The following is a 26,896-nucleotide window of genomic DNA, read 5'->3' on the forward strand; positions in this document are numbered from 1 at the left end:
CCGCCACGGTGGGCGGCCGGCTGCGGGGTGTCGGGGCGTACCGGGGAGAATGGGCCGCATGCAGTCACACCCGAACGTGCAGGCGGTGCAGCGGGCGCTCGACGAGGCGGGCGCGCGGGACGGTTCCGGTGCGGCCAGCCGGGTCCGTCTGCTACCCGAGGCGGCGCACACCGCCGCCGCGGCGGCCGACGCGCTCGGCGTCGACGTCGGCGCGATCGCCAACTCGCTGGTCTTCGAGGCCGACGGCACGCCGCTGCTGGTGCTCACCTCCGGCGCGCACCGGGTCGACACCGCCGGCCTGGCCGCCCAGCTCGGGGTGACCCACCTGCGCCGGGCCACCCCCGACTTCGTCCGGGAGCACACCGGCCAGGTGATCGGCGGGGTCGCCCCGGTCGGCCACCCCGGGCCGCTGCGCACCCTCGTCGACACCGCCCTGACCGGGCACCCGCAGGTGTGGGCCGCCGGTGGCGTACCGCAGGCGGTCTTCCCCACCACCTACCCGGAGCTGCTGCGGATCACCGGCGGCACCCCCGCCGAGGTGGCGTGAACACCACCCCGGAGCTGGTCACCCTGCACGTGTGGCGGGTGCCCCGGGCCGCCGTCGGTCGGGCGTTGGCCCGGATGGCCCGGCATCCGTGGCAGCTGCGACGCACCCCCGGCGTACGGTTCGGCAAGCTGCTCGGCACCGGGACCGGCACCGGCTTCGGCCCGGGGGACGCCGACCTGACCCGGTGGGCGGCGCTGGTGGTGTGGGAATCCCCCGCCGCGGCGGCCGGCTTCGACGCCTCCCCGGTCGGCCGTTCCTGGGCCCGGATCGCCCAGGCGTCGGCCCGGCTGGAGCTGCGCCCGGTGACCAGCCGGGGCGAGTGGTCGGGCCGGCGGCCGTTCGGCGATCCGGCGGGCGGCCGGGTCGACGGGCCGGTGCTGGCGCTGACCCGGGCCCGGCTGCGCCCCCGCCGCGCGCTCACCTTCTGGCAGGCCGTCCCGCCGGTCGCCGCCGCACTGCACGCCGCGCCGGGGCTGCTCGCCCGGTTCGGTGTCGGTGAGGCCCCGCTGGGTTGGCAGGGCACGGTCAGCGTGTGGCGCGACCCGACGGACCTCGTGGCCTTCGCGTACCGTCACCCGGAGCACCGGGCGGCGATCACCCGCACCCCCACCGAAGGGTGGTACGCGGAGGAGTTGTTCGCGCGCTTCGAGGTGCGCGCAGTGGTCGGTGACCGGTCGGTGCTGGGATGGGTCGCCGACGGTGATCCGCAACCGTGAGAGGACGCGCATGAGGTTGGTGCGGTGGACGCCGGAGGATCTCGTCCGGCGGCTCGACGACGTGGTCGCGGTGTACGGGGAGGCGATGGGCTACCGCAGCGACCTGCTGGAGGCCCGACGCGGCTACATCGCCACCCACGCCCGCCGGCCCGGGTTCCGCGCCGTCGCCAGCCTCACCAGCGAGGGCCACCTGGCCGGCTTCGGGTACGGCTACCTCGGCGCGGGTGGACAGTGGTGGCACGACCAGGTCTACCGGGCGCTGGACCCGGACGCCCGGCAGCGCTGGCTGACCCACTGCTTCGAGGTGGTCGAGTTGCACGTCCGGCCGCCCGCGCAGGGGCACGGCCTGGGTGCCCGGCAGCTCACCGCCCTGCTCAGCATCGCCGAGGGCGGCACCACCCTGCTGTCCACCCCGGAGGCCGACGAGCGGACGTCGCGGGCCTGGCGGCTCTACCGGCGGTTCGGCTTCGTCGACGTGCTGCGGCACTTCCGCTTCCCCGGCGACGAACGGCCGTTCGGGGTGCTCGGCCGGGACCTGCCGCTGCCCCGACCCGACACGTCCGGCCCGGCCTCGTCGTGACCCGCCGGCACGTCCCGTGGCTGCTGCTGGCCCTGCTGGTGCTGATCCAGATCTGCTACCCGCTCACCACCGGGGTCACCCGGGCCCGGCTCACCGTCGCCACGGTCGTGCTGGGCTACCTGCTGTCGGTGGGGCACGCGCTGCTCACCCGGGGTGCCCGTACGGCGGCGGCGCTGGTCGCGGTGGCCACCGGCGGCGGGTTCGCCATCGAGGCGCTGGGGGTGGCGACGGGCTTCCCGTTCGGCAGCTACGACTACTCGGGGGAGTTGGGGCCGAAGCTGGCCGGGGTGCCGTTGATCATCCCGCTGGCCTGGACCTGGATGGCCTGGCCCGCCTGGCTGGCCGCCGTGCGGCTGACCACGCCCGCCGGCCAACTGACCACGCCCGCCGGCCGGATGCCCGGCACCGTGTCGCCCGCCGGCCGGATGCCCGGCACCGTGTCGACCACCGGTCGGACGCCTGGCACCCTGACGCCGGCGGGGCACGTCGGGCGGGTGGCGTTGGCCACCGTCGGGCTGGCCGGCTGGGACCTCTTCCTCGACCCGCAGATGGTTGCCGAGGGCTACTGGGTGTGGCGCGACGCCACCCCGGCGCTGCCCGGACTGCCCGGCATCCCGGTCAGCAACTACCTGGGCTGGTTGCTGTTCGCGGTGCTGCTGATGAGCGCGCTGCGCCCGCTGGCGGGGCCGGCCGTCGCGGTCACCGGCTCCCGCGACGACCCGATGTTCGCCCTCTACCTGTGGACGTACTTCTCCAGCGTGCTGGCGCACGCGGTCTTCCTCCGGCTGCCCGCCTCGGCGCTCTGGGGTGCGGTGGGCATGGCGGTGGTGGCGGTGCCGCTGGCGGTGACCCTGCTGCGCGCCCGCCGACGGCCCGCCGACCGGCCGGCACCGCAGCGGCGCGGCGTCGACACCCCGGCATGAGCGGCACCCGCCCCGGCCGACCCGCCCCGCCACCGCGCCGGCACCCGACGCCGGGACGACGACCGCACCCGGCCTGGTCGGTGGGGGTCCGGCGGTGACCGTGGTTGCGCTCGTGCTGGCCGTCGCGGTGACCGCGCTGACCGCGCACACCTGGGTCAACGCCCGGTACTGGCTGCGCCGGCCCGCCGACGGGCCGGTCGGGGTCGACGAGACGGTGGCGGTGCTGCTGCCGCTGCGCGACGAGGCCGACCGGGTCACCCCGTGCCTGCGCGCGCTGCTCGCCCAGCAGGGGGTGCCCGGCCTACGGATCGTGGTGCTCGACGACGGTTCGACCGACGGCACCGCCGGGGTGGTCCGCGCGGTCGTCGGCGACGACCCCCGGGTCACCCTGCGCACCGGGGTCACCCCGCCACCGGGCTGGCTGGGCAAGCCGTACGCCTGCCACCAGCTCGCCGGGCACGCCGGGCCGGACGCCACCGTGTACGCCTTCGTCGACGCGGACGTGGTGCTCACCCCGTACGCGGTGGCGGCGGCGGTGACCGAGCTGCGCGCGGCACGGGCGGCGCTGCTGTCGGCGTACCCGAGGATTCTGGTGCGGACGGTGGGTGACCGGCTGGTGCAGCCGCTGTTGCAGTGGTTGTGGCTGACCTTCCTGCCGCTGCGCGCGATGGAACGCTCGCCGCGGCCGTCGCTGGCCGCCGCCGGTGGGCAGTTCCTGCTGGTGGACCGGGCCGGCTACGAGCGGGCCGGCGGGCACGCCGCGGTCGCCGACCGGGTGCTGGAGGACATCGAGCTGGCCCGGGCGGTGAAACGCGCGGGCGGCCGGATCGCGTTGGCCGACGGCTCCCGGCTGGCCGCCTGCCGGATGTACGAGACCTGGCCGCAACTGCGCGACGGCTACACCAAGTCGCTCTGGGCCACCTTCGGCCACCCGGGGGCCGCCGCGACCGTGGTCGCCGCGCTGCTGCTGCTCTACACCGCGCCGCCGCTGCTGGCGGTGGCGGCGCTGGCGGCGGGTTCGCCGTCGGCCGCCGGGCTGGCCCTGACCGGGTACGCGGCGGGAGTCGCCGGGCGGGTGGTCGCCGCCCGCGCCACCGGCGGCCGGGCCTGGCCCGACGCGCTGGCCCACCCCGGCTCGGTCGTGGTGCTCGGTTGGCTGACCCTGCGGTCGTACCATCTGCGGAAGCGGCGTCGCCTGTCCTGGCGTGGCCGCCCGGTCAGCTAGGAGGCGCGGCATGGCGCGGATCGTGGTCATCGGCGCCGGCGTGGGCGGGCTGGCCACCGCCGCCCGGCTGGCCGTCAGCGGGCACGAGGTGACCGTCTTCGAACGGTCCGACACCGTCGGCGGCAAACTCGGCAGGTACGTCCACGACACCCCGGCGGGCAGCTTCCACTTCGACACCGGGCCGAGCCTGCTCACCCTGCCGCAGGTCTTCCACGACCTGTTCGAGGCCACCGGCGCGAAACTCGACGAGTACCTCGACCTGACCCCGCTGGACCCGATCGTGCGGCACGTCTTCCCCGGCGGCGGGCCGGCCCTCGACTCGTGCGCCGACCCGGACGAGTTCGCCGCCCGCATCGGCGTCGCCCTCGGCGACCGGGCCGCCGCCGACTGGCGGCGGCTGTGGCGGCGGGCCGCCCGGGTGTGGACCGCGTCGCACCGGGACATCCTGCGGCGTACGGTCGACTCGCCGCGCGACCTGGCGGCGCTGGCCTGGCGGCTGGGTGACCTGGCCGCCATCGGGCCCGGCCGTACCCTGCGCGGGCTGGGTCGCAGCCACCTGTCCGACCCCCGGCTGCGGATGCTGCTCGACCGGTACGCCACCTACACCGGCGCGGACCCGCGCCGGGCCCCGGCCGCGCTGGTCGCCGTCCCCTACGCCGAGCTGGCCTTCGGCGGCTGGTACCTGCGCGGCGGGCTGGGCACCCTGGCCGACGCGCTGCTCTCCCGCTGCCTGGACCTGGGCGTGACGGTCCGCACCGGGGAGACCGTCACCCGCATCGACGCCGCCGGTGGCCGGGTGCACGGGGTACGCCTCGCCGGGGTCCACGCGCCCGTCCCCGCCGACGTGGTCGTCGCCAACGCCGACGCGCTCACCGTCTACCGGGACCTGCTGCCGCACCCGGGCCGGCTGGCCGCCCTCACCGACCGCAGCCTGGCCGGTTTCGTGCTGCTGCTCGGGGTACGCGGCGACTCCGGGCTGGCCCACCACAACGTCTTCTTCCCCACCGACTACGACGCCGAGTTCGACGCCGTCTTCGGTGACCCCGGTCGGGGGGTGCGGGCCCGACCGGCGACCGACCCGACGATCTTCGTCACCGTGGCCGACGACCCGACCGCCCGCCCGACCGGGCACGAGGCGTGGTTCGTGCTGGTCAACGCCGCCCGCCACGGCACCGCCCCGGACGCCGTCAACTGGCGTCGGCCGGGGCTCGCCGACGCGTACGCCGACCGGATCCTCGACGTGCTCGCCGCGCGGGGGGTCGACGTCCGCGACCGGCTGGTGTTCCGCGAGACCCGTACCCCCGCCGACCTGGACGCCGCGACCGCCGCGCCCGGCGGGTCGATCTACGGCACGGCCGGTGGGCTGCTCCGCCCCGCCAACCGGGGGCCGGTGCACGGGTTGTGGCTGGTCGGCGGCTCCACCCACCCCGGCGGCGGCCTGCCCATGGTCACCCTGTCCGCGCAGATCGTCGCCGACGAGATCGGCCCCGCCTGGTAGGCCCCGCCCCTGCCCGGCCCGTCGGGGCGGGCGGGTCAGCCGGCGTCGAGCAGGGCGCGGCGGACGGTGGACAACAGCTGCCCCAGGCCGAAGCCGGCCAGCAGCACCCAGACGGCGGTGGCCATGGTGATGGTGCCGGCCGTCAGGTCGAGGTCGATGAGCCCGGTCAACCCGGCCAGCAGCAGCCCGACCAGGGCGACGCAGACCCGGGTGGGCCGCTCCCCCACGGTGACCGCGCCGATCTCCCGCATCCCGGCGGCGACCGCGCGGGCCCGCACGTACTCGTGCAGCCAGGACAACGCGCCGGCCGCGACGACCAGCGCGCCGGGCGCTCCGATCAGCCAGAAAGCCGCCAGCCAGGCGATCTCACCGAGCCGGTCGGCGACCGAGTCGTAGACGTAGCCGAGCCGGGTGGTCCGGCCGGTGGCGACCGCGACCGCCCCGTCGACACTGTCGGCGACCGAGGCCAACAGCACGAACAGCGCGCCGACGATCGGGCCCTGCGCCGACCGGACGCTGAACAGCGGCACGCACAGGCAGAGCAGCACCCCGCCGACGGTCACCGCGGTCGGGGTCACCCGCAGCCGTCCCAGCACATAGCCGACGTGGTACGCGAAACGCAGCCAGGCCCGGACCACCGGCGCCGCGACCCGGGGGTCGAAGCCACCGTGCAGCCGCGCCCACGCGGTCGCGTACTCGTCCCATTTCAGCTGTGTGCCCACCATCGGTCAACCGTCGCGGCCTGGTCGAGGTGTCGGGGTCGACGCGTTCACACCCGGGCGTCGGCCCGCAGGCTGCGCCACACCTCCCGGGTCGCGGGAGAACGGTTGAGGGTGATGAAGTGGATGCCGGGCACCCCCTCGTCGAGCAACCGGGCACACATCTCGCTGGCCTGTTCGATGCCGAGCCGGCGGACCGCCTCCGGGTCGTCGGCGACCCGGGCGAACCGCTCGGCCAGCGCGGGCGGGAAGGGCGCTCCGGACAGCTGCACCGAGCGTTCGATGGTGCCGATCTGGGTCACCGGCATCACCCCGGCCAGGATCGGGGTGTCGCAGCCGGCCGCCGCGACCCGGTCGCGCAGCCGCAGGTAGTCGTCGGCGTCGAAGAACATCTGGGTGATGGCGAACTCCGCGCCGGCCCGACACTTACGCACGAAGTGCGCGGTGTCGCTGTCCACGTCGGCCGAGCGGGGATGCTTGTAGGGGAAGGCGGCCACCCCGACGCTGAAGTCGCCGGCCTCCCGGACCAGCCGGACCAGGTCCTCGGCGTAGTCGACGCCCTCCGGGTGCCGGATCCACTCCCCTCCCGGGTCACCGGGCGGGTCCCCACGGACGGCGAGCACGTTGCGCACCCCCACGCCGGCCAGCCGTCCGATCACGTTGCGCAGCTCGGCGACGGAGTGGTTGACGGCGGTCAGGTGGGCCATCGGCAGCAGCGTGGTCTCGGTGGCGATCCGTTCGGTCACCGCGACGGTGGTGTCCCGGGTCGAACCACCGGCCCCGTAGGTGATCGACACGAACGACGGGCGCAACGACTCCAGCTCCCGGATGGCCTGCCAGAGCAGCCGCTCGCCCTGCGCCGTCTTGGGCGGGAAGAACTCGAACGAGAACGTCGGCTGGCGGTCGCGGATCAGCTCCCCGATCGCCGGCTGGGGATTGGGAAGGACAGAGGGAAGACCGAGCGCCACGTGACGACTCTAGCGGGCGACCCGGCCCGACCCCACGCACTTCCCACCAGAGCATCGACACCCGCCGAAACCCGGCCGACCGACGCCGTCGCCACGCGGCGGCGCACGTCGTACCCCCGGGGTGGAAACGTCGTACGCCGGGGGTAGAACGGACGGGCGCGGGTGGCGTCGGTCGGTGCCGACGCCCGGGGTCACGCGCGGGGGTCGGCCACCATGACCGGCGGCATCCCGGCCGTGCTGTGGGGCGGACGGGCATGGCCGCGTCGACACCCACCGGAGGACCGATGACCCCGTCCGACCCGAGCCTGCTCGGGCCGCTGATCACCCAACTGCGGCTGGCCCGTGGGTGGAGCCAGCAGCGGCTCGCCGACGAGCTGTGCGCCACCGCCGGCACACCCACCCTGACCCGGCACGAGGTGTCCCGGTGGGAACGGGCGGTACGGGTGCCGGGCGACCGCTGGCGACGGCAGCTCGCCGTCGTCCTCGACGCTCCGATCGGGTCCCTGGCCGGCGGCCCGACCCGCGACCGGCAGGCCGCTCCGACCCAGCGGGCCGACCCGACCCGGCGAGCCACTCCCACCCGGCAGGCCGACCCCACCCGGCAAGCCACTCCCACCCGGCGAGCCACCCCGACCCGGCGAGCCACTCCGAAGCCGACCCGGGCCGGCAACGCCGCCCCGGGTCGATGGATCGAGCCGGGTCCGGACGGGCCGACACCGCAGCGGCGGCGGACCGGTCCGACGCCGGGCAAGGGACCGGGGTCGGGCGGCGGTCCCGTGTCGGGCAACGGACCGGGGTCGGGCGGCCGTCCCGTGTCGGGCAAAGGACCGGCGTCGGGCAACGGTCCGTCCCGTCCGGCGGGACACCCCGGCCGCCCGGTCGGGCGGGGTCGGGGTGGCGACCGGGGTGACGCGCCGAGCCGCTGGTGAGGCGGCGGCGGTGGGGACCGGCTAGCGTCGTGGCGTGACCCACGCTGCTCCCGTCTCCCCTGTCGACCGTGCCGGCCTGCGGCAGCGCGTCGACAAGGCGCTGACCGAGTTCCTGTCCGGCCGGCGCAGCTGGATGGCCGGCATCGACGAGGCACTGGCCCCGATCGCCGAGTCCATCGAGGGGTTCGTGCTCGGTGGCGGCAAGCGGCTGCGTCCGGCCTTCGCGTACTGGGGGTTCCGGGGTGCCGGCGGGGTGGACGCCGACCCGGTGGTGACCGCCCTGGCGGCACTGGAGTTCTTCCAGGCCAGCGCGCTGATCCACGACGACCTGATGGACCGGTCGGACACCCGGCGCGGTGAGCCTGCGGTGCACCGACGGTTCGCCACCCGACACCGGGCGTCCGGCTGGCACGGTGATCCGGACAGCTTCGGCGACGCGGCGGCGATCCTGCTCGGTGACCTCTGCCTGGTCTGGTCCGACGAGCTGCTGCACTCCGCCGGACTGGCCCCGCACACGGTGGCCCGGGCCCGACCGGTCTTCGACGAGATGCGCGGCGAGGTCACCGTCGGGCAGTACCTCGACGTCCTCACCCAGGCGACCGGTGAGGTCTCGCTGGAGCGGGCCGGCAAGGTGGCCCGGTACAAGTCGGCCAAGTACACCGTCGAGCGGCCGTTGCTGCTCGGCGCTGCGCTCGCCGACGCGTCGCCCGACGTGCGTACCGCCTACTCGGCGTACGGGTTGCCGCTCGGTGAGGCGTTCCAGCTCCGCGACGACGTGCTGGGGGTGTTCGGCGACCCGGCGCAGACCGGCAAGCCGGCCGGGGACGACCTGCGCGAGGGTAAGCGCACCTACCTGGTGGCGGCGGCGGTGGAGGTCGCCGACGAGGCCGGCCGGGACCTGCTGCTCAGCCGGCTCGGCGATCCGGAGCTGGACGAGGACGGGGTGGCCCGGCTCCGCGAGCTGATCAGCGCCACCGGCGCGTTGGCCCGCACCGAGCAGCGCATCGTCACCCTCACCGACACCGCCCTGGCCGCCCTGGCCGGCGTCGACCTCGACACCGAGGCCCGCCAGGCCCTGGTCGACCTGGCCATAGCCGCCACCCGCCGCGCCGACTAACCCGCACCCCCTCCCCCGCCTCCCCCGCCGCCCGCCCCTCCCCGCCCGCCCCTCCCCGCCCCGCCCGATCACGTTGATCAAGAGGTTTCGGTCACGAATGGGCCGTCAGATGACCCAAACCTCTTGATCAACTGACCCAAACCTCTTGATCAACGCGGGCGGGGGCAGGGGGGTGGGGGGTGGGGGTGGGGTGGAAGGGGCGAGGGGTGGGGCGGGGGTCGGGCTAGAAGCCGAGGGCCTGGGCGCGGCGTTTCACCTCGCGGGCGTGGTCGCCGCCGAGGGTGACCGCGCCCGTGCCGCCGGAGAGGGTGTCGTCGGGCTCGTAGAGCCAGCGCAGGGCGGCCTCGTCGTCGTAGCCGGCGTCGGCGAGCAGGTTGAGCACGCCGGGCAGGTGCTTGAGCACCGTCTTGTTGGCCACCAGGTCGGCGGGGATCCGGCGGACGCCGTCGCGGCGGACGGCGATCAGCTCGCGGTCCCGGATCATCTGGTGGACCTTGCTGATCGACAGGTCGAGCCGCTCGGCGACGTCGGGGAGGGTGAGCCACTCGGCCGGGTCGCGGGGGCCGCCGAGGTCGCTGTCGGCAGGCTGGTCGGCGGGTACGGAATCGGTCACCGGACCACCCTGCCACGTCACCCGGCCACCCGTGCAGCGGCACCCCGTCGGGCCTGGGTGAGCGCGCCGGGACGGACCGGCGGGGACCCCGGCTGTAGCATCCTGTTCAACCTTCACCCTCAGGACACATAGACTCCCTGCCGATGGACATACAGGTCGCCGACACGTTGCTGGGCTCGCTGCTCGACGGGCGCTACCGCATTCGCGGCCGCGTGGCCCGTGGCGGCATGGCGACCGTGTACACCGCCACCGACGAGCGCCTGGAGCGTACCGTCGCGGTGAAGATCATCCACCCGTCCCAGGCCGCCGAGGCGCGGTCGCGGCTGGCGGGCTTTCCGGACCGGTTCACCGACGAGGCCAAGGCCATCGCCCGGCTGACCCACCCCAACGTGGTCGCCGTCTACGACCAGGGCACCCACCAGGGGCTGCCCTACCTGGTGATGGAGTACGTCCGGGGTCGCACCCTGCGTGAGGTGCTCGCCGAACGCCGCCGGCTGAACCCCGACGAGGCGCTTGCGATCATGGAGCAGATGCTCGCCGCGATCGCCGCCGCGCACCGGGCCGGACTGGTCCATCGTGATGTCAAGCCGGAGAACGTGCTGGTGGCCGAGGCGCCCACCGGCGGGGTCGCCAATCTGGTCGACAGCGTGGTCAAGGTCGCCGACTTCGGCCTGGCCCGCGCGGTGGAGGCCAGCGCCGAGGAGGGCGACGGCAACCAACTGATGGCGACCGTCGCGTACGTGGCGCCGGAGCTGGTCACCGACGGACGCGCCGATCCCCGTACCGACGTCTACTCGGCCGGCATCGTGCTGTTCGAGATGCTCACCGGCCGGGTGCCGTACGACGGGGACCGCCCGGTCGACGTGGCCTGGCAGCACGTCGACCGGGACGTCCCGGCCCCGTCGGTCCTGGTGCCGGGCCTGCCCCGGGTGCTCGACGAGTTGGTCGCCCGGGCGACCCGACGGGACCCGGGCGCGCGTCCGGCCGACGCGGGCGCCCTGCTGGCCGAGGTGCAGGTGGCCCGGGACGACCTGGGCAACCCGAACGCGCACACCGCCGTGCTGGGTCGGGTGGCCGAGGAGTTGCCGGCGGTGGCCCAGCCGACGATGGTGGTCGCGGCGGTCACCCCGGTCACCCGGCCGACCTGGGCGCGGCTGCCCGAGCCGGCCGCCCCGCAGCGCCCGCACCGACGCCGGGCCGCCGAGAGCGCCGGCCTGGGGTCCCGCCTGGCGGAGCTGCGTACCCGGGTGATGGGCACCCCGCGCGGCCGGCTGTCGGTGGCGGCGGCCGTGGTGGTGGTCGGCCTGCTCGCCGCGATGGGCGGCTGGTGGGTGGGGGTGGGCCGGTACACGGTCGCGCCGCAGCTGGTGAACCTCAGCCGGGCCGACGCGCAGGCGCAGGCGGACCGGGCGGGTTTCCAGCTCGACTTCGCCGCGCCGCGCTACGACGAGAAGATCCCCCGCGACGGGGTGGTCGCCCAGGACCCGGGTTCGGCCGCCAAGATCCTCAAGGGTGGCACCATCACGGTGACCCTCTCCCTCGGCCCGGAGCGGTTCCCGCTGCCGGATGTCGTCGGCAAGGAGTTCGGCCTGGCCGAGGCCGACCTGACCGGCGCGAAGCTGGTGGTCGCCAAGGGCAGCCCCCGCTATGACGACAACCTGCCGGCCGGGGTGGTGGTGGACACCAACCCGAAGGTGGGCACCGAGGTCAAGCCGGGCACGAAGGTGACCGTCATCCTCAGCCGGGGCCGCGCCCCGATTACCGTGCCCGACCTGGTCGGCAAGAGCCTCAACGACGCCCGGTCCGCGTTGTCCCGGCTCGGGCTGGTGGTGGCCGAGACGACCTACAAGGAGTCCGACAAGCCCCGCGACGAGGTTCTCGGGCAGAGCCCGGCCGACGGTGCGGGCGTGGAGAAGGGCACCAAGGTCAAGCTGGAGGTCAGCAAGGGCCCGCCGCAGGTGACCGTCCCACGGGTCGTCGACCTGCCCTGCCAGCAGGCCAAGCAGCAGTTGGAGGGGGCCGGGTTCACGGTGAACGTCCAGTTCAACCCCAACGGCACCGTCCGGTTCCAGAACCCGGGCGAAAACTCGCAGGTGCCGCCGGGCACCCCGGTCACCCTGGGCTGCCTGTGAGCACCCGCCGGCCGGTCGGCTCGCACACCCCCACCTCGGGTGGGCTGGCCAGGGCCGCCCTGCCGTACGTGGACGCGGCCGGCTCCCAGGTGGTGCAGGTCTACGTCGCCAACTCGCGGGGCTGGGCGTTGCCGCCGGGCGACCCGGCTCAGGACGCACTGTTCGCCGAGGGTTGCGCCGCCCGGGGCGTGCCCGTCTACATCCACGCGTCGCTGCTGGTGAACCTCGGCTCGCCCACCCCGGCGACGGTGGAGAAGTCGACGCAGACGCTGGCGCACGCGCTGCGCCGGGGGCGGGCGATCGGCGCCCGGGGCGTGGTGTTCCACGCCGGTAGCGCGGTCGACGCCGGTTACGCCGAGACCGCCCTGCGGCAGGTACGCGAGTCGCTGCTGCCGCTGCTCGACGAGATCACGGCCGGCGGCGGTCCGCTGCTGCTGGTGGAGCCGAGCGCCGGTGGCGGCCGGTCACTGGCCTCCCGGGTGGAGCACCTCGGCCCCTATCTGGACGCGGTCGACCGGCATCCGGGGCTGGGCGTCTGCTTCGACACCTGCCACGCCTGGGCGGCCGGGCACGACCTGGCCGTGCCGGGCGGCATGACGGCGACCCTGGACACCCTGGTCGCCACGGTAGGGGCGGACCGGCTGAAGCTGATCCACGCCAACGACTCCAAGGACCTGTGCGGCTCCACCCGGGACCGGCACGAGAACATCGGCAAGGGCAACATCGGCGAGCCCGCCTTCGCCGAGCTGATGACCCACCCGGCGACCGCCGGCGTCCCCGTCGTCGTGGAAACCCCCTCGGACAAACACGAGGGCCACGCCACCGACATAGCCACCCTCACCCGCCTCCAAACCCCCTGACCCCCACCCCCGCACGCCCTCCCACCCGCCGCCCCCACCCGCCGCCCCGACTCGCCGCCCCCGACTCGGCGTCCCCGACTCGCCGTCCCCGGCGATCAAGAGGTTCGCGTCAAGTTTGATCTCCAGGCTGACGCAAACCTCTTGATCAACGCCCGACGGCGCGGAGGCGCGGAGGGCGCGGAGGGTGCGGGCAGCGCCGGTGGGAGGTCAGGGGGTTAGGAGGTGGGGGAGGATCTTGGTGGCGTGGTCGATGGCGGCGTCGTCGAGGTCGAGGTGGGTGACCAGGCGGGCGGTACGGGGGCCGAGCACCGACAGCAGCACCCCCTCGGCGCGGGCGGCGGCGGCCAGGGCCCGCGCGTCGAGCCGGTGCCCGGTCAGGTCCAACGGGACGATGTTGGTGCGTACCGGACCGGCGAGCACCCCGCACGGGGCGAGCGCCTCGGCGAGCCGGGCGGCGCGGGCGTGGTCGTCGGCGAGCCGGTCGAGATGGTGGGCCAGGGCGTACCGGCCGGCGGCGGCGAGCACCCCGACCTGCCGCATCCCGCCCCCCATCCGCTTGCGCAGGAACCGGGCCCGGTCGATCCGCTCGGCGCTGCCCACGACCAGCGAGCCGACCGGTGCGCCGAGGCCCTTGGACAGGCAGACCGACAGGGTGTCGAAGAGTGCGCCGTACTCGTGCAGCGGCACCCCGTCGGCGACGTGCGCGTGCCAGATCCGGGCGCCGTCGCAGTGCAGGGCGAGACCGGCGGTGTCGGCGACCCGGCGCAGCTCCCGCAGGATCGCCAGCGGGATCACCCCACCACCACCCCGGTTGTGGGTCTGCTCCACGGCGATCGCCCGGGTCGGCACCGCGAAGTAGCCGTCCGGCCGGATCATCGCCGCCACCACGCCCGGGTCGAGGTCCGCGCCGACGGCCGGCCAGGTCCGGGTGGAGATCGCACCGTACGCCGCCGCCGCGCCGACCTCGTACGTGACCACGTGCGCGTCGGCGTCGCAGAGCAGTTCGTCACCCGGTGCGACGACCAGTTGCAGGGCGATCTGGTTGGCCATCGAGCCGGTCGGGGCGTAGAGCGCCGCCTCGTGCCCGAAGAGCGCGGCGACCTCGGCCTCCAACGCGTTGACCGTCGGGTCCTCGGCGTAGACGTCGTCGCCGACCTCGGCGGCGGCCATCGCTTCGCGCATTCCGGCGGTGGGCCGGGTCACCGTGTCGGAGCGCAGGTCCACCAGCGGGCCCGGGTCGCCGGGGCGGCCGGAACGCGCCGGGCCCGGCCCGCCCGTCGGGTCACCGGCGAGGTCGGCCGGATGGTCAGCCACGGAGCATCTCCGCGACCAGGAAGGCCAGCTCCAGCGACTGCTGGGTGTTAAGCCGGGGGTCGCAGGCGGTCTCGTACCGGCCGGGCAGGTCGAGGTCCTCGATGCCCTGGGCGCCGCCGAGGCACTCGGTGACGTCCTCACCGGTCAGCTCGACGTGGATGCCGCCGGGGTGGGTGTCCAGCCCCCGGTGCACCTCGAAGTAGCCGAGCACCTCGTCGACGATCCGGTCGAAGTGCCGGGTCTTGTAGCCGTTCGACGACTCGTGGGTGTTGCCGTGCATCGGGTCGCACTGCCACACCACCTTCGCCCCGGCGGCGGTGACCTTGGCGACGATCGGCGGCAGCGCGTCGCGGACCTTGTGGTTGCCCATCCGGCTGATCAGGGTGAGCCGGCCCGGGATGTTCTCCGGGTTGAGCTTCTCGCACAGCTCGATCGCCTCGTCCGGGGTGGTCGTCGGGCCGAGCTTCACCCCGATCGGGTTGGCGATGCGGGAGATGTAGTCGATGTGCGCGCCGTCGAGCTGCCGGGTCCGCTCGCCGACCCACAGGAAGTGCCCGGACAGCCCGTACGCCCGGCGGTCGGAGACCCGGGTGAGCGCCCGGTCGTACTCCAGGGCCAGCGCCTCGTGGGAGCAGTAGAGGGTGACGGTACGCAGCGCGTCGTCCTCGGTCATCCCGCAGGCCCGGATGAACGCGATGGCCCGGTCGATCTCCCGGGCGATCGCCTCGTAGCGCTCCCCCGCCGGGGAGTTCTTCACGAAGCCCTTGTTCCAGTCGTGCACCGCGTGCAGGTCGGCCAGCCCGCCGGCCAGGTAGGCGCGCAGCATGTTCATCGCGGCGGCCGAGTTCGCGTACGCCCGGATCATGCGCTGCGGGTCGGCGACCCGGGCGGCCGGATCGGCCTCCAGCGCGTTGATCATGTCGCCGCGGTAGGCGGGCAGGCCCCGGGCGTCGGTCGGCAGCGACCGGGGCTTGGTGTACTGGCCGGCGACCCGGGCCACCTTCACCACCGGCAGGGACGCGCCGTAGGTGAGCACGATCGCCATCTGGAGCAGGGTGCGGGCGTTGGCCAGCAGGTGGCTCTCGGTGTTGTCGGCGAAGGTCTCGGCGCAGTCACCGCCCTGGAGCAGGAACGCCTTGCCCTCGCAGACCAGGGCGAGCTTGCGCCGCAGCTGGTCGACCTCGTAGGGGGCGACCACCGACGGCACGGTGTCGAGCACCTTGCACACCTCGGCGACCTGGGCCGGGTCGGACCACGGCGGGGTCTGCTGACGGGGCAGTTCGCGCCACCGGTCGAGGCCGAGCGCGGCGTCCTCGGCCGAGTCGACGGTGGGGCGGCTGGTCTGCAGCCCGGGGCTGCTCACGGCGGGGTAGCTCAGCTGATGCCACTCATGGCGCATGGGAGAAAGCGTACGGCGACGGTCCGGACGCCGCGCCCCCGAGGGGCGGGGTTCCGGAAGGTGGGAGTCAGGGGGTGACCGACGGTGCCGGGGTGTGCCCGCCGGGCTCCTCGCCCGCGATGCACCAGTCCGCGCCGTCGCGGGTGACGGTGAACAGCAGCGGCCGGGTGGTCTTCTTCGACCCCACCGACACGGTCACGGTGGTGCTGACCTCCTGGCCCCGGGAGCCGGCCCGGATGTCGGTGATCCTCGCGGCGGGCACCGTGAAGTGGTCGGCGAAGTCACCGTTCGGCCCGGTCGCGGCGGCGTCGAAGCCCGCCTGCATCGTCGCGCAGAGCTGGTTGCGGCCGGCGGCCGGGTCCTTGGCCGCCATCGCGTCGAGGTACGCCTGCACCCGCTCGCGGGCCTTGGCGGACGCCTCCTGGACGGGCACCCTGGTGGGCCCGCCGTCGGCCTCGTCGTCCCCCCCGAGACCGCAGCCGAGCAGGGCGAACGGCAGCAGGGCCAGCGGTACGACGCCGACGGTGCGGAACCTGCGGCCCATGCGTCCTCCCCGGGTGCGGATGTCGACCGGCCCCTGGGGCGGTTGTCGACCGGATGCCGAGCGGCGAGTCTGCCACACCGCACCCGTGCGGTGGCAACCCGTCACGGCCGCGCCGCCCGAGCCGGCCGGCGTTTCGTCCGACGGGACCGCCCGACGTCGGAAGCTGACCACCCTACCCGGCACGGGCCGACCCGGACGGGCGTCGGACGGGCCCCGGCCGCAGCCGGGCGGGGAGGGACCGGTGGCCGGTCCCTCCCCGCGCGGGTGGCGCGTCGGGCGCTCGGCTCAGCCGAGGCCGCCCTTGATGGCGCCGATCAGCTCACCGTTGCTCGTGTCGCCGGAGAGCTCCCAGAAGAACGCGCCGCCGAGGCCCTGGTTCTTCGCGTAGGTCATCTTGCCGCCGATGGTGGCCGGGGTGTCGTAGCTCCACCAGTTGCTGCCGCACTTGGCGTACGCGGTGCCGGCGATGGTGCCGGTGGCCGGGCAGGTGTTCTTCAGCACCTTGTAGTCCTCGATGCCCGCCTCGTAGGTGCCGGGGGCCGCGCCGGTGGCGGTGCCGCCCGGGGCGGCCTGGGTCACCCCGGTCCAGCCCCGACCGTAGAAGCCGACGCCGAGCAGCAGCTTGTTGGCCGGTACGCCCTTGGACTTGAGCTTCTGGATCGCCGCGTCGGAGTTGAAGCCCTGCTGCGGGATCCCGGTGTACGAGGTGAGCGGCGAGTGCGGGGCGGTGGGCCCCTGGGCGTTGAACGCGCCGAAGTAGTCGTACGTCATCGGCATCAGCCAGTTGAGGTTGCCCACCGCACCGGCGTAGTCGGTGGCGTCGATCTTGCCGCCGTTGCTGCCGTCGGCCGTGATCGCGGCCGTGACCAGGGCCGACGAGCCGAACTTGGCCCGCAGCGCGGAGATCACGTTCTTGAACGCGTTCGGGCCGCTGCTGTCACAGCTCAGACCGCAGGCGTTGGGGTACTCCCAGTCGACGTCGATGCCGTCGAAGACGTCCGCCCAGCGCGGGTCCTCGACCAGGTTGTAGCAGCTGTCGGCGAACGCGGCCGGGTTCTGCGCGGCCTGGGTGAAGCCACCCGACCAGGTCCAGCCGCCGAAGGACCAGATCACCTTGAGGTGCGGGTACATCTTCTTGAGCTTGCGCAGCTGGTTGAAGCTGCCGCGCAGCGGCTGGTCCCAGGTGTCGGCGACGCCGTCGACGCTGTCCGCCGCCGTGTACGCCTTGTCGTAGTCGGCGTAGCTGTCCCCGATCGTGCACCGACCGCCGGTGGTGTTACCGAAGGCGTACAGGATGTGGGTGAGTTTGGCGGCGGAGCCGCTGGTGGCGATGTTCTTGACGTGGTAGTTGCGGCCGTAGACGCCCCATTCGGCGAAGTAGCCGACGACCTTCTTGTCCCCACTGGGCGGGGTGGTCGTGGGTGGCGGGGTCGTCGGGGCGGGGTCGTCGGCGGGGCGGTGGTGGGCGGGGCCGTGGTGGGCGGCGGGGTCGTCGGCGGCTTCGTGGTGGGCGGGGTGCCGCCGCCGCACGACGCGCCGTTGATCGTGCAGTTCAGCGGCGCCTTGTACGGCCCGGTGCCGTTGTAGCCCCAGCTGAAGCTGGCCCCCGGGGCGAGCGGCCCGGCCCAGCTCTTCTTCACCGCCACGTAGTGGTTGCCGCTGCTGGTGACGTCGGCGTCCCAGAAGCTGCTGATGGTGGTGCCGGACGGCAGGTCGAACTCGATGCGCCAGGTGCTGACGCTGGCGCTGGAGCCGTTGGCCACGGTGACCCGCCCTTCGTGGCCGGTCCCCCAGTCCTGGGCCGAGGCGAATGTCGCGGTGACGCTTCCGGCGCCGAACGCCGAGGTCACCGGTACCGCCGCCACGGTCAGCGCCATGACGGCGCCGGCCCAGAGGGCGCGGCGGAGCGATCTCTTCATGAGGCGCCTCCTCAAACAGTTAGGAAACTTTCCAAATCGATGGGGAGACGCTACTCACACCGTCATCACTTCGTCAAGATGCGCATCCGTCGATTCGTCACCGGCCCGGGGCGACGGGACGAGCAGCGGACCCGCCGGCGGGACGAGCAGCGAAGCGGGCGGCGGGACGAGCAGCGAAGCGGGCGGCGGGACGAGCAGCGAAGCGGGCGGCGGCCCGGGCGCTAACCTCGCCACATGACCGTCTTCGACATCGAGATCGACGCCCTGGCCGGTGGCCCGGCCGCCCTGGCCGGCTACCGGGGCCGGGCACTGCTGGTGGTGAACGTGGCCTCCCGCTGCGGCCTCACCCCGCAGTACGCCGCCCTCCAGGCGCTGGCCACCGAGTACGCCGACCGGGGCCTGGTGGTGCTCGGCGTACCGTGCAACCAGTTCGCCGGGCAGGAACCCGGCACGGCCGCCGAGATCGGCGAATTCTGCCAGGTCAACTATCGCGTCACCTTTCCGCTGACCGAGAAGGTCGACGTCAACGGCCCGGCCCGGCACCCCCTCTACGCGGCGCTGGTCGACACTCCCGACGCCGAGGGGCACACCGGCGACGTCCGGTGGAACTTCGAGAAGTTCCTGGTCGCCCCGGACGGCACCGTCGCCGCCCGGTTCGCGCCGACCGTCACGCCGGACTCGGCCGACCTACGCGCCGCCATCGAGAAGGTTCTCCCCGCCTGAAGGCTCGCCCCTGCTTCCGGGTCGCACCGTCCGGGTCGGTCCCGTTCCGGGGCCGCCCACCGGTCCGACCCGGACGGTTCGGGCCGACCGCCGGCCGAGCCCCCGTCGGCCGGCTCACCCCTACCCGCCGGGCGCCGCCCACGACGCGGACCGCCCCGCCCCCACAAGGGTCTCCTCGCGCCCTTTCGAGCTGACGACACCAACGAGTCACCCCGCCCGGACAGGACGACACCCCACTCCCCCGCGTAGGAAGCCGGGCCGAGTCGACCGCGAACCCCGACCTACGCCGAGCAGCGCCGTCCGGACCCCGGTGACGACACGCCACGTGATTTCCACCGGTCCCGACGACCCACCCCGGCCGGGAGTCCCGGCCCGGCCGGGGTGGACCAGCACGCGCTGCGGGCGCGGTCTGCGTCGACGACACCCGTCCAGCCCCCGTCCAGACGCCGAGCGGCCGGACGGGGGCCGTCGGAGCCGGGCCGGGCAGCGAGTCGTCAACGTCATCAGCTCGAAAGCGTCCGCGACGGCATCGGCAGGAGGGCAGACGCCCGGCACTCGACCGGACGGCCCGACCACGCCCGCAAGCCAACCCACCCACGCCCGCAAGCCGGCCGACCCGCACCCCGGAAGCCGGCCGGAACAGGGACACCTGCGGACCCGACCCGGCCGGACAGGATGCCGCAGACCCACCCGACGGCCGTGACCGCGCCGACCCGGGCGGGGCGACGCGGTCACGGTGGAGCCGGCGGGACGCGGTTCAGGTCAACCGGCGGCGGAGCGGAAGACCGGGTAGTAGCCGCCGGACTGCCCGGCCGCCGTCGGGTGGTACGAGACGCCGAGGTTGGCGAAGTTCAACGCGTGCAGCCACTTCTCGCCGTAGCTGCACAGCTGGTGACCGACGAAGATGGACCGTACGTCGGCGAACGTGAAGCCGGCCGAGGTGGCGGCGGTGCGGGTGATGTCGTCGATCAGGTTGATGCCTTCGTTGATCTTCGCGCGGGAGTTCGCGCTGAGCCCCACGCAGACCGTGCCGAGCTGGTAGAAGACCGGGTAGCCGACGACCACCACCCGGGCCGACGGCGCACGCGACCTGATCCCGTTGTAGACGGTGGCGAGCTTGGCGGGCAGTTCCGCGCGGGCCTTGTTCTCGGCGGCCTGCACGGCCGCGACGCACTGGGTCTCCCCCTGGAGCACGCAGGTCGACATGATCGTGGTGAACCCGACGTCGTTGCCACCGATGGTGACGCTGACCAGGGTGGTGGTCGAGGTCAGCGCGGAGAGCTGGTTGTTGACCACGTCGGTGGTGGTCGCGCCGGAGCAGGCCACCGACTTGTACGAGGCCGGCTTGATGTTGGTGTTGTACAGCGCCGGGTACGCGTTGGTGCTGCGCTGACAGGAGCCGCTCTCGGAGGTGTAGCTGCCGGCGCCGACACCGGAGGCGTACGAGTCGCCGAGGGCCACGTACCGGTCGGTGGGGGCGGCCTGGACGGGCACCGCCGCGCCGAGGGTCACGCCGATGGACGCCGCGAGACTCACGGCGAGGGTCACGAGTCGGGATCTCCGCACGTCGCACTCCTGGGGGTTAGGAAGTGGTGGTGGGAGATAGATATCACTCAATCATGTGTTTACGGAAGATTATCGATGGGCAACAGGGGTTACTAGGGGTTCATCCGCACGTGACGTCGCCGTCGGACAGACGACCCGGCCGGGCCGACGTGGACGGTCGACATCCGGCGCACAACCCATCGGTCAGGTCGGGAATACCCACCCACGCCGGCCGGTTGGTCACCGGCATGACAACTGTGGGACTCATCGGCAGCGGCAACATCGGCAGCACCCTGGCCCGGCTGGCGGTCACCGCCGGACATGACGTGGTGCTCAGCAACTCACGCGGCCCGGAGACGCTCAAGGACCTGGTCGACGAGTTGGGCATACGGGCCCGGGCGGCCACCCCGGCCGAGGCGGCGGCAGCGGGCGACCTGGTGGTGGTCACCATCCCGCTGCGCGCCTACCGGGAGGTGCCGGCCGCGCCGCTCGCCGGCAAGACCGTCATCGACACCAACAACTACTACCCGGAGCGCGACGACAGCTTCCCGGAGCTGGACGACGAGTCGACCACCACCAGCGAGCTGCTCCAGCGGCACCTGCCGGAGTCGCAGGTGGTCAAGGCCTTCAACAACATCTACTTCAAGCACCTGCTCGCGCTGGCCCGCCCGGCGGGGGCCACCGACCGCACCTCGCTGCCGGTCGCCGGGGACGACGCCGCGGCCAAGGCCGAGGTCACCGCGTTCATCGACTCCGTCGGGTACGACACCGTCGACGTGGGGCCGCTCGCCGAGGGCTGGCGGTTCCAGCGGGACACCGCCGCGTACGGCGTCTTCTACACCGCCGACCCGGCGGCCGGCTACGAACAGCCGGGCCTGCCGACCGACGCGCAGCGGCTGCGCGACGCCCTGGCCGCCGCCCGCCGCTACGCCGACGTCTGACCGGTACCACCACCGCGCCGGCCGGGACGGCAGCCGCGAGGCCCGTCCCGGCCGGTGCGGCCGGCGGGCGGCCCCCGTGTCAGCGAGGAGCCTGCCACTCGTCGGCCAGCACCGCCCACACCTCCATGTCCACCCGGCCCGCCGGCCCCCGAGCGACCTGACGCAGGGTGCCCTCGTGCCGCATGCCGAGCCGCCGGGCCACCGCGATGCTGCGGACGTTGCCGACGCTGGTCCGCCACTCGACCCGGTGGATGCCGCGTTCCCGGATCGCCCAGTCCACGATCCGGGTCGCCGCCCGGGTCACCAGGCCCCGACCCTCGGCGGCCGGCTCCAGCCAGCAGCCCGCCTCCGCCACCCCCGTCGCCGTGCTGAACGACACGAACAGCACCCCGCCGACCAGGACGCCGTCGAGCCAGATCCCCCAGATGCCCCCGGCGTCGTCGGCCCACTTGTCGGCCGACCGACGCAGCACCCGGCGGGCCGCCTCCAGGTCGGTGGCCACGAAGGACGTACCCACCCACGGGGCGATGTGTGCCCGGGCCCGGTCCAGGTGGGCCAGGAACTCCTCGGCCTGCCACGGTGCGAGCGGACGCAGCTCGGCGTCCCCGGTCAGCGGTAGTGCGAACATCCGTCAGTTCCTCCGGTGTGCGACCGGCAGGCTCAGCCGCAGCGTGGGCCCGGGAGTGGGGACGAAGCCCAGCGACCGGTAGAGCGGCTCGCCGTCGGTCGAAGCCCGCAGGTCGACCTTGCCGACCCCGCGCTGCCGGTACCAGTCCAGCAATGCCTCCAGGCAGGCCCGGGCGTAGCCGCGCCGACGGTGCACCGGCTCGGTGGCCACGTTGAAGACGTACCCGGTCAGGCCGTCGGGGTTGCCGGGGCCGCCGAGACGCTGCTCGATGGTCCCGGTCGCGCAGGCCGCCAGGACGCCGGGCCGGGCCGGGTCGTCGACGACGAAGACCGCCATCAGGTCGGCCGGCTCGGCCAGCCGTCGGTGCAGCACCTCCCGGGACGCCTGCTGCCAGGGCCCCGGCGCCGGGTCCAACTGGTCGATGTCGGCCAGCATCACCCCACGCAGGCGAACGATCTCACCAGCGTCGGCGACCACGGCCCGTCGAACGTTGATCACGAACGGACGGTACCGGATGCCCCGGGCGGACCGCCGACCCGAACCGCGCCGACCCGGGACCGCCCGACCGGAAACGACGGAACCGGCCCGGAACCGCGCCGACCGGAAAGTGCCGGAACACGACGTCCGGCCAACTTGCCATCGGGTCCCACTCACGGGACGCTGGGGGTCGGGACCGACACCACCTCGGAGGCGAGATGCCCCAGCTCCCCACCGTTCCGCGTCGGCTGCTCGCCGCCGCCGGCACGCTCCTGCTCGGCACCGCGCTGGCCACCATCGGCATCACGCCCGCCGGGGCGGCGGCCGGCGACGTCGGCTACGTCCGGCTCGCCCACCTCTCCCCCGACACCCCCGCCGTGGACGTCTACCTCTCCGCCCCCGGCAGCGCCGCACCGCAGGTCTTCCCCGCCGTCGGCTACGGCGTCGTCTCCCGCTACCTGCCCCTGGCCGTCGGCCGCTACGCGGTGGCGATGCGGCAGGCCGGCACCCCGGCCAGCGAACCCCCGGTGCTCACCACCGAGGTGGACCTCGGCGCGGGCGAGGCGTACACGGTGGCCGGGGTGGGCCGTTACGCCGACCTGGGCCTGCGGGTGCTCGCCGACGACCTCACCGCCCCGGCCCCCGGCCAGGCGAAGGTACGGGTCGTCCACGCCTCCGTGCGCGCCCCGGTGGTCGACGTGACGGCCGACGACGGGCCGACCATCGCCGACGCCGTCCGGTTCGCCACCACCACCAACTACCGGCAGGTCGAGCCGGGTCGTTGGCGGCTGCGCCTCGGCGGCGGCAGCGGCCCGAGCACCGACGCCGAGGTGACCCTCACCGGTGGGCGGGTCTACTCGCTGCTGGTGCTCGACGGCAAGCGGGGCGGACTCACCACCGAGCTGCGCGAGGACGCCCGGGGCGGCGGGGTCGCCCCGGCCGGTGGCGTGCCGGCGGGAGCGGGAGGGCTGGCCGGGGACGGGCCCGGGGCGTACCCGATGGTGGCCGGCGGGGTGCTCGCGGGGCCGTGGTGGTGGGGGCGACGGTGCTGGCGCGGCGACGGCGGCGACCGGTCTGGTGACCGGGCCCGGCTTCGCGATCCGCCGGCACCGCGCCCGCCGGACGCCGGCCGCCGCCCTGGTCGCGGCCGGGGCGGTGCTCTGTTTGGCCGCCGGCACCGGCGTCGGCCTGGCCACCGACACGCGCCTGACCGGCGACTCCGCCCGCCCGGCCGACCCGGCCGGCGCCTGGCAGCCCGGCTGCGCGGCCGGTTGCGCCACCAGCGCCGGCACCCCCGCGCCACCCCGACACCGCCCACCCGGGTACGCGTGGCGCGGATCGGCGTCGACTCCCCACTCACCGCCCTCGGGCTGGACCGGGCCGGCATCCTGGTCCCCCCGGCGGACTTCACCCGGGCCGGCTGGTACGGCGGCGGCCCCGCGCCGGGCGACCCGGGACCGGCGGTGATCGCCGGGCACCTCGACTCGCGGCGCGGCCCGGCCGTCTTCGCCCGCCTCGGCGAACTGCGCCCCGGCGACCGGATCGAGGTGTGGCGGGGCGGACGACGGGTGCCGTTCCGGGTCACCGGCGCGCTGCGCACCCCGAAGGACGCCTTCCCCACCGCCACCGTGTACGGCCCGACGCCCGGCCCGGAGCTGCGGCTGATCACCTGCGGCGGCGACTTCGACAGACGGGTCGGCCACTACCGGGACAACGTGGTGGTCTTCGCCGTCGCCGACGCACCGGCCGATCCCCTCCCCCGCTCCGCCGCCGACTGACTCACCCGGCCACCCGCCGAGCTGACCTGCCCCGGGTGTCGCGCGCGATCTTGGAGTTCTGGTGCCGATTTCGCGGTGATACACCCCTTTTGCAACCCACCACAACTCCATGATCGACGCGGAGGGGTGGGGCGCGGGGGTGGGGAGGGGCGGAGGGTGGGGGTGGGGGGTTAGCGGATGGGGCGGCGGCCGGCGAAGCCGCACTCGACGCGGTGGAACCAGCGGACGTCGGGGTCACCCTCCAGCCAGCACCAGAGCACCGCCCGGCCCTCGTGTTCGCCGGGGAAGTCGAGCAGCACCGGGGCGATCCCCTTGACCTGGATGTCGTGCGAGTTCAGCTCCTCCAGCACGCCGTGCAGCCGGGCCTCCAGGGCCTTGACCTCGGCCCGGCCGCCCAGCGCCGACATCCCCGGGCCGGCCAGGTCGGCCCGCAGCTCGGCCAGGTCGGCCCGGATGCCGATCAGCTCGTCGATGCGGGGGTGCAGGGTGGCGACCAGGTACCGCGCCTGGGCGAGAGTGAACACGGGGCCAGTATGGGGCACCCGGGTGATCCGCACCGACCCGTCCGCCGGCTTCAGTCGGCCCGGAGGCGTCCGAACCGACCCGTCGACGTCCGAAGCGCTCGGCAGGCGTGCCGACATGCCGGAGCCGAGGTGGAAGGTCCAGTTGTCCCAGCCGCCGTTGGCGACCGGTTCGACCGGCAGTTCGGCCCAGTGCGGAAACTGGGTGGCGACGAGGCGGCGCACCTGCGCCACGTCGACGACGACCCGTTCGGGTGGCGGACCGAGATCCGGAATGCCGTCGGCCCCCGCCCCTGACACGGCGAGCCCGGGTCAGTCGGCCTGGGCGGCGAGTTCGCGGGCGCGGTCGCGGGCGGCTTCCAGCGCCGCCAGCAGCGCCGCGCGTACCCCGTGTTTCTCCAGCTCGCGGACGGCGGAGATGGTGGTGCCGGCCGGCGAGGTGACCGCCTCGCGGAGCTTGACCGGGTGTTCGCCGGAGTCGCGCAGCATCACAGCCGAACCGATCGCGGTCTGCACGATCAGCTCGTGCGCCACCTGCCGGGGCAGGCCGAGCAGGATGCCGGCGTCGATCATGGCTTCGACCAGCAGGTAGAAGTAGGCCGGGCCGGAGCCGGAGAGGGCGGTGACCGCGTCCTGCTGCGACTCGGGCACCCGCAGGGTCGCCCCGAGCGGGGCGAACATCTCCTCGGCCAGGGCCAGGTGTTCGCCGGTGGCGTGGGCGCCGGCCGAGATGGCGCTCATCGCCTGGTCGACCAGGGCCGGGGTGTTGGTCATCACCCGGACCACCGGGGTGCCCTCGGGCAGCCGGCGGCTGAAGAAGCTGGTGGGCAGCCCGGCGCAGAGCGAGACGACCAGCTTGTCGGCCGGCACCTTGGGGCCGATCTCGTCCAGCAGGACCCCTGCGTCCTGGGGTTTCACCGCGATCGCCAGCACCGCCGCCTCGGTCACGGCGGTCAGGTTGTCGACCACCCGTACGCCGTACCGGGTGGCCAGTTCCTCGGCCCGGACGGGTCGGCGGGCGGTCGCCAGCAGGCGCTGCGCCGGCCAGCCGGACCGCAACAGCCCGGAGAGCACCAGCTCGCCGATCTTTCCCGCCCCGATCACCGCGACGGTGTGTCTCGCCGACCCCATGTCACCCTTCCGTCCCGCTCGTCCGGTCCCGTGCCCCTTCCCCTCCGGCGCTGCGGAGGGGAAGGGGATGGGCTGCGATCAGCTGCCGAAGAAGACCTCGGCCTCGTCGTAGCGCTCGACCGGGACGGTCTTCAGCTCGCGGGTGGCCTCGGCCAGCGGCACCCGGACGATGTCCGTGCTCTGCATCGCGACCATCTTGCCCCAGTCACCCTCGTGCGCGGCGTCGATGGCCTGGAGGCCGAGCCGGGTGGCGAGCACCCGGTCGAACGCGGTCGGGGTGCCGCCGCGCTGGATGTGCCCGAGCACGACGGTGCGGGCCTCCTTGCCGGTCTTGGCCTCCAGCTGCTCGGCCAGCCACTGGCCGATGCCACCCAGCCGGACGTGCCCGAAGGCGTCCAGCTCCTGGTTGTGCAGGACCATCTGGCCGTCCAGCGGCTGGGCGCCCTCGGCGACCACGACGATCGGGGCGTACTGGTGCTGGAAGCGCTTCTCGACGTAGCCGGCGACCTGGTCGACGTCGAACTTGCGCTCCGGCAGCAGGATCACGTTGGCGCCGCCGGCGAGGCCGGCGTGCAGGGCGATCCAGCCGGCGTGCCGGCCCATCACCTCGACGACGAGGGTGCGGTGGTGGCTCTCCGCGGTGGTGTGCAGCCGGTCGATCGCCTCCATGGCGATGTTGACGGCGGTGTCGAAGCCGAAGGTGTAGTCGGTGGCGCCCAGGTCGTTGTCGATCGTCTTCGGTACGCCGACCACGTTGACGCCCAGCTCGTGCAGCTTGGTGGCGACGCCCAGGGTGTCCTCGCCGCCGATCGCGATCAGCGCGTCCACGCCCTGCCCGGCGAGGTTCTCCTTGATCCGCTCCACGCCGTTCTCGATCTTGAACGGGTTGGTGCGGGACGAACCGAGGATGGTGCCGCCGCGCGGGAGGATGCCCCGCACCTCAGGAATGCCGAGCGGCTTGGACAGGCCCTCCAGCGGACCCTTCCACCCGTCCCGGAAACCCACGAACTCGTGACCGTAAGTAGCGACGCCCTTACGGACCACCGCTCGAATGACCGCGTTGAGACCTGGGCAGTCGCCGCCGCCGGTGAGCACGCCGATACGCATGATCTGCTCATCCTCCTGGAACGTCAGGTGAAGCCCGGATAA

The 26,896-nt window shown here is 74.2% G+C and carries 25 protein-coding genes and 1 pseudogene; 13 read left to right on the top strand and 13 right to left on the bottom strand.

The window, feature by feature from the left end; all coding sequences use genetic code 11:
* Window positions 1-58: 58 nt before the first annotated feature.
* The 6 genes from J7462_RS11045 to J7462_RS11070 all read left to right on the top strand — a co-directional run bounded on the left by J7462_RS11045 (window position 59) and on the right by J7462_RS11070 (window position 5,489).
* The gene (locus tag J7462_RS11045; RefSeq protein ID WP_219463977.1) at window positions 59-547 is read left to right on the top strand and encodes a YbaK/EbsC family protein; all 489 of its coding nucleotides are present in this window, start codon (window positions 59-61) and stop codon (window positions 545-547) included.
* Window positions 544-1,263 carry a monooxygenase gene (locus tag J7462_RS11050; RefSeq protein ID WP_219463978.1) on the top strand — a complete coding sequence of 240 codons (720 nt, stop codon included), beginning with the start codon at window positions 544-546 and terminating at the stop codon, window positions 1,261-1,263. Before J7462_RS11045 ends, J7462_RS11050 begins: the two co-directional genes overlap by 4 nt.
* Before the next feature lie 10 nt (window positions 1,264-1,273).
* Complete coding sequence (locus J7462_RS11055) at window positions 1,274-1,843, top strand: GNAT family N-acetyltransferase (RefSeq protein ID WP_219463979.1); 570 nt, start codon at window positions 1,274-1,276, stop codon at window positions 1,841-1,843.
* Window positions 1,840-2,766 carry a carotenoid biosynthesis protein gene (locus tag J7462_RS11060; RefSeq protein ID WP_219463980.1) on the top strand — a complete coding sequence of 309 codons (927 nt, stop codon included), beginning with the start codon at window positions 1,840-1,842 and terminating at the stop codon, window positions 2,764-2,766. The genes J7462_RS11055 and J7462_RS11060 overlap by 4 nt, the downstream gene beginning before the upstream one ends.
* Window positions 2,767-2,866: 100 nt before the next feature.
* A complete protein-coding gene (locus tag J7462_RS11065; protein WP_219470229.1) occupies window positions 2,867-3,991 on the top strand; it encodes a glycosyltransferase family 2 protein in 1,125 nt (374 codons plus the stop codon).
* A 10-nt stretch (window positions 3,992-4,001) separates the two neighbouring features.
* Entirely contained in the window at window positions 4,002-5,489 is a 1,488-nt protein-coding gene (locus J7462_RS11070; RefSeq protein WP_219463981.1) for an NAD(P)/FAD-dependent oxidoreductase, read from the top strand.
* A gap of 35 nt (window positions 5,490-5,524) precedes the next feature.
* Here the strand turns inward: J7462_RS11070 and J7462_RS11075 are convergent, their stop codons facing one another.
* Together J7462_RS11075 and metF are read right to left on the bottom strand one after the other, a co-directional pair.
* On the bottom strand, window positions 5,525-6,214 hold the full coding sequence (locus J7462_RS11075; RefSeq protein WP_208569760.1) for a CDP-alcohol phosphatidyltransferase family protein: 690 nt from the start codon (window positions 6,212-6,214) through the stop codon (window positions 5,525-5,527).
* A 44-nt stretch (window positions 6,215-6,258) separates the two neighbouring features.
* A complete protein-coding gene (gene metF / locus J7462_RS11080; RefSeq protein ID WP_219463984.1) occupies window positions 6,259-7,176 on the bottom strand; it encodes a methylenetetrahydrofolate reductase [NAD(P)H] in 918 nt (305 codons plus the stop codon).
* A gap of 284 nt (window positions 7,177-7,460) precedes the next feature.
* On the opposite strand from metF, the gene J7462_RS32115 reads away from it, so the two are divergent.
* Window positions 7,461-8,105 carry a helix-turn-helix domain-containing protein gene (locus tag J7462_RS32115; RefSeq protein WP_255597678.1) on the top strand — a complete coding sequence of 215 codons (645 nt, stop codon included), beginning with the start codon at window positions 7,461-7,463 and terminating at the stop codon, window positions 8,103-8,105.
* A 34-nt stretch (window positions 8,106-8,139) separates the two neighbouring features.
* Entirely contained in the window at window positions 8,140-9,222 is a 1,083-nt protein-coding gene (locus J7462_RS11090) for a polyprenyl synthetase family protein (RefSeq protein WP_219463987.1), read from the top strand.
* A 223-nt stretch (window positions 9,223-9,445) separates the two neighbouring features.
* On the opposite strand, the gene J7462_RS11095 is transcribed toward J7462_RS11090, so the two are convergent.
* Window positions 9,446-9,835: an Rv2175c family DNA-binding protein gene (locus J7462_RS11095; RefSeq protein ID WP_208568675.1), complete on the bottom strand. Its 390-nt coding sequence runs from the start codon at window positions 9,833-9,835 to the stop codon at window positions 9,446-9,448.
* A gap of 143 nt (window positions 9,836-9,978) precedes the next feature.
* Here J7462_RS11095 and pknB point away from each other — a divergent pair, with 143 nt between their 5' ends.
* Together pknB and J7462_RS11105 are read left to right on the top strand one after the other, a co-directional pair.
* On the top strand, window positions 9,979-11,967 hold the full coding sequence (gene pknB, locus J7462_RS11100; protein ID WP_219463988.1) for a Stk1 family PASTA domain-containing Ser/Thr kinase: 1,989 nt from the start codon (window positions 9,979-9,981) through the stop codon (window positions 11,965-11,967).
* Window positions 11,964-12,827 (top strand): deoxyribonuclease IV, encoded by an 864-nt coding sequence (locus J7462_RS11105; RefSeq protein ID WP_219463991.1) that lies wholly within the window; start codon window positions 11,964-11,966, stop codon window positions 12,825-12,827. Before pknB ends, J7462_RS11105 begins: the two co-directional genes overlap by 4 nt.
* 207 nt (window positions 12,828-13,034) lie before the next feature.
* Here J7462_RS11105 and J7462_RS11110 read toward each other — a convergent pair whose 3' ends face one another.
* From J7462_RS11110 to J7462_RS11125, 4 genes and pseudogenes are all read right to left on the bottom strand, one after another.
* A complete protein-coding gene (locus J7462_RS11110) occupies window positions 13,035-14,054 on the bottom strand; it encodes a low specificity L-threonine aldolase (protein ID WP_219470231.1) in 1,020 nt (339 codons plus the stop codon).
* Window positions 14,055-14,133: 79 nt separating this feature from the next.
* A complete protein-coding gene (locus J7462_RS11115; RefSeq protein ID WP_208568678.1) occupies window positions 14,134-15,540 on the bottom strand; it encodes a class II 3-deoxy-7-phosphoheptulonate synthase in 1,407 nt (468 codons plus the stop codon).
* A gap of 67 nt (window positions 15,541-15,607) precedes the next feature.
* Window positions 15,608-16,084, bottom strand: a complete 477-nt coding sequence (locus J7462_RS11120; protein WP_219463993.1) for a hypothetical protein — start codon at window positions 16,082-16,084, stop codon at window positions 15,608-15,610.
* A 285-nt stretch (window positions 16,085-16,369) separates the two neighbouring features.
* Window positions 16,370-18,003, bottom strand: a pseudogene (locus tag J7462_RS11125) (glycosyl hydrolase family 18 protein).
* Window positions 18,004-18,237: 234 nt separating this feature from the next.
* Here J7462_RS11125 and J7462_RS11130 point away from each other — a divergent pair.
* The gene (locus tag J7462_RS11130; RefSeq protein ID WP_219463994.1) at window positions 18,238-18,726 is read left to right on the top strand and encodes a glutathione peroxidase; all 489 of its coding nucleotides are present in this window, start codon (window positions 18,238-18,240) and stop codon (window positions 18,724-18,726) included.
* Between the two features lie 762 nt (window positions 18,727-19,488).
* Here the strand turns inward: J7462_RS11130 and J7462_RS11135 are convergent.
* On the bottom strand, window positions 19,489-20,292 hold the full coding sequence (locus tag J7462_RS11135; protein WP_219463995.1) for an SGNH/GDSL hydrolase family protein: 804 nt from the start codon (window positions 20,290-20,292) through the stop codon (window positions 19,489-19,491).
* A gap of 227 nt (window positions 20,293-20,519) precedes the next feature.
* On the opposite strand from J7462_RS11135, the gene J7462_RS11140 reads away from it, so the two are divergent.
* Window positions 20,520-21,212: an NADPH-dependent F420 reductase gene (locus J7462_RS11140; RefSeq protein ID WP_219463996.1), complete on the top strand. Its 693-nt coding sequence runs from the start codon at window positions 20,520-20,522 to the stop codon at window positions 21,210-21,212.
* Window positions 21,213-21,291: 79 nt separating this feature from the next.
* On the opposite strand, the gene J7462_RS11145 is transcribed toward J7462_RS11140, so the two are convergent.
* Window positions 21,292-21,840 carry a GNAT family N-acetyltransferase gene (locus J7462_RS11145; protein WP_219463997.1) on the bottom strand — a complete coding sequence of 183 codons (549 nt, stop codon included), beginning with the start codon at window positions 21,838-21,840 and terminating at the stop codon, window positions 21,292-21,294.
* A gap of 3 nt (window positions 21,841-21,843) precedes the next feature.
* Complete coding sequence (locus J7462_RS11150; protein WP_308290859.1) at window positions 21,844-22,338, bottom strand: GNAT family N-acetyltransferase; 495 nt, start codon at window positions 22,336-22,338, stop codon at window positions 21,844-21,846.
* A 197-nt stretch (window positions 22,339-22,535) separates the two neighbouring features.
* Between J7462_RS11150 and J7462_RS11155 the strand changes: the two genes are divergently transcribed.
* The gene (locus J7462_RS11155; RefSeq protein ID WP_219463999.1) at window positions 22,536-24,095 is read left to right on the top strand and encodes a class F sortase; all 1,560 of its coding nucleotides are present in this window, start codon (window positions 22,536-22,538) and stop codon (window positions 24,093-24,095) included.
* A 170-nt stretch (window positions 24,096-24,265) separates the two neighbouring features.
* On the opposite strand, the gene J7462_RS11160 is transcribed toward J7462_RS11155, so the two are convergent.
* The 3 genes from J7462_RS11160 to J7462_RS11170 form a co-directional block, all read right to left on the bottom strand.
* A complete protein-coding gene (locus tag J7462_RS11160) occupies window positions 24,266-24,916 on the bottom strand; it encodes a DUF2203 family protein (RefSeq protein WP_308290860.1) in 651 nt (216 codons plus the stop codon).
* A gap of 12 nt (window positions 24,917-24,928) precedes the next feature.
* On the bottom strand, window positions 24,929-25,747 hold the full coding sequence (gene proC, locus J7462_RS11165) for a pyrroline-5-carboxylate reductase (protein WP_219464000.1): 819 nt from the start codon (window positions 25,745-25,747) through the stop codon (window positions 24,929-24,931).
* Between the two features lie 78 nt (window positions 25,748-25,825).
* Window positions 25,826-26,854, bottom strand: coding sequence for a 6-phosphofructokinase (locus tag J7462_RS11170; RefSeq protein WP_219464001.1), 1,029 nt, complete (start codon window positions 26,852-26,854; stop codon window positions 25,826-25,828).
* Window positions 26,855-26,896: the final 42 nt, after the last annotated feature.

Origin of the sequence: Micromonospora sp. RL09-050-HVF-A, from assembly GCF_019374995.1 — a bacterium.
GTDB lineage: Bacteria > Actinomycetota > Actinomycetes > Mycobacteriales > Micromonosporaceae > Micromonospora > Micromonospora antibiotica.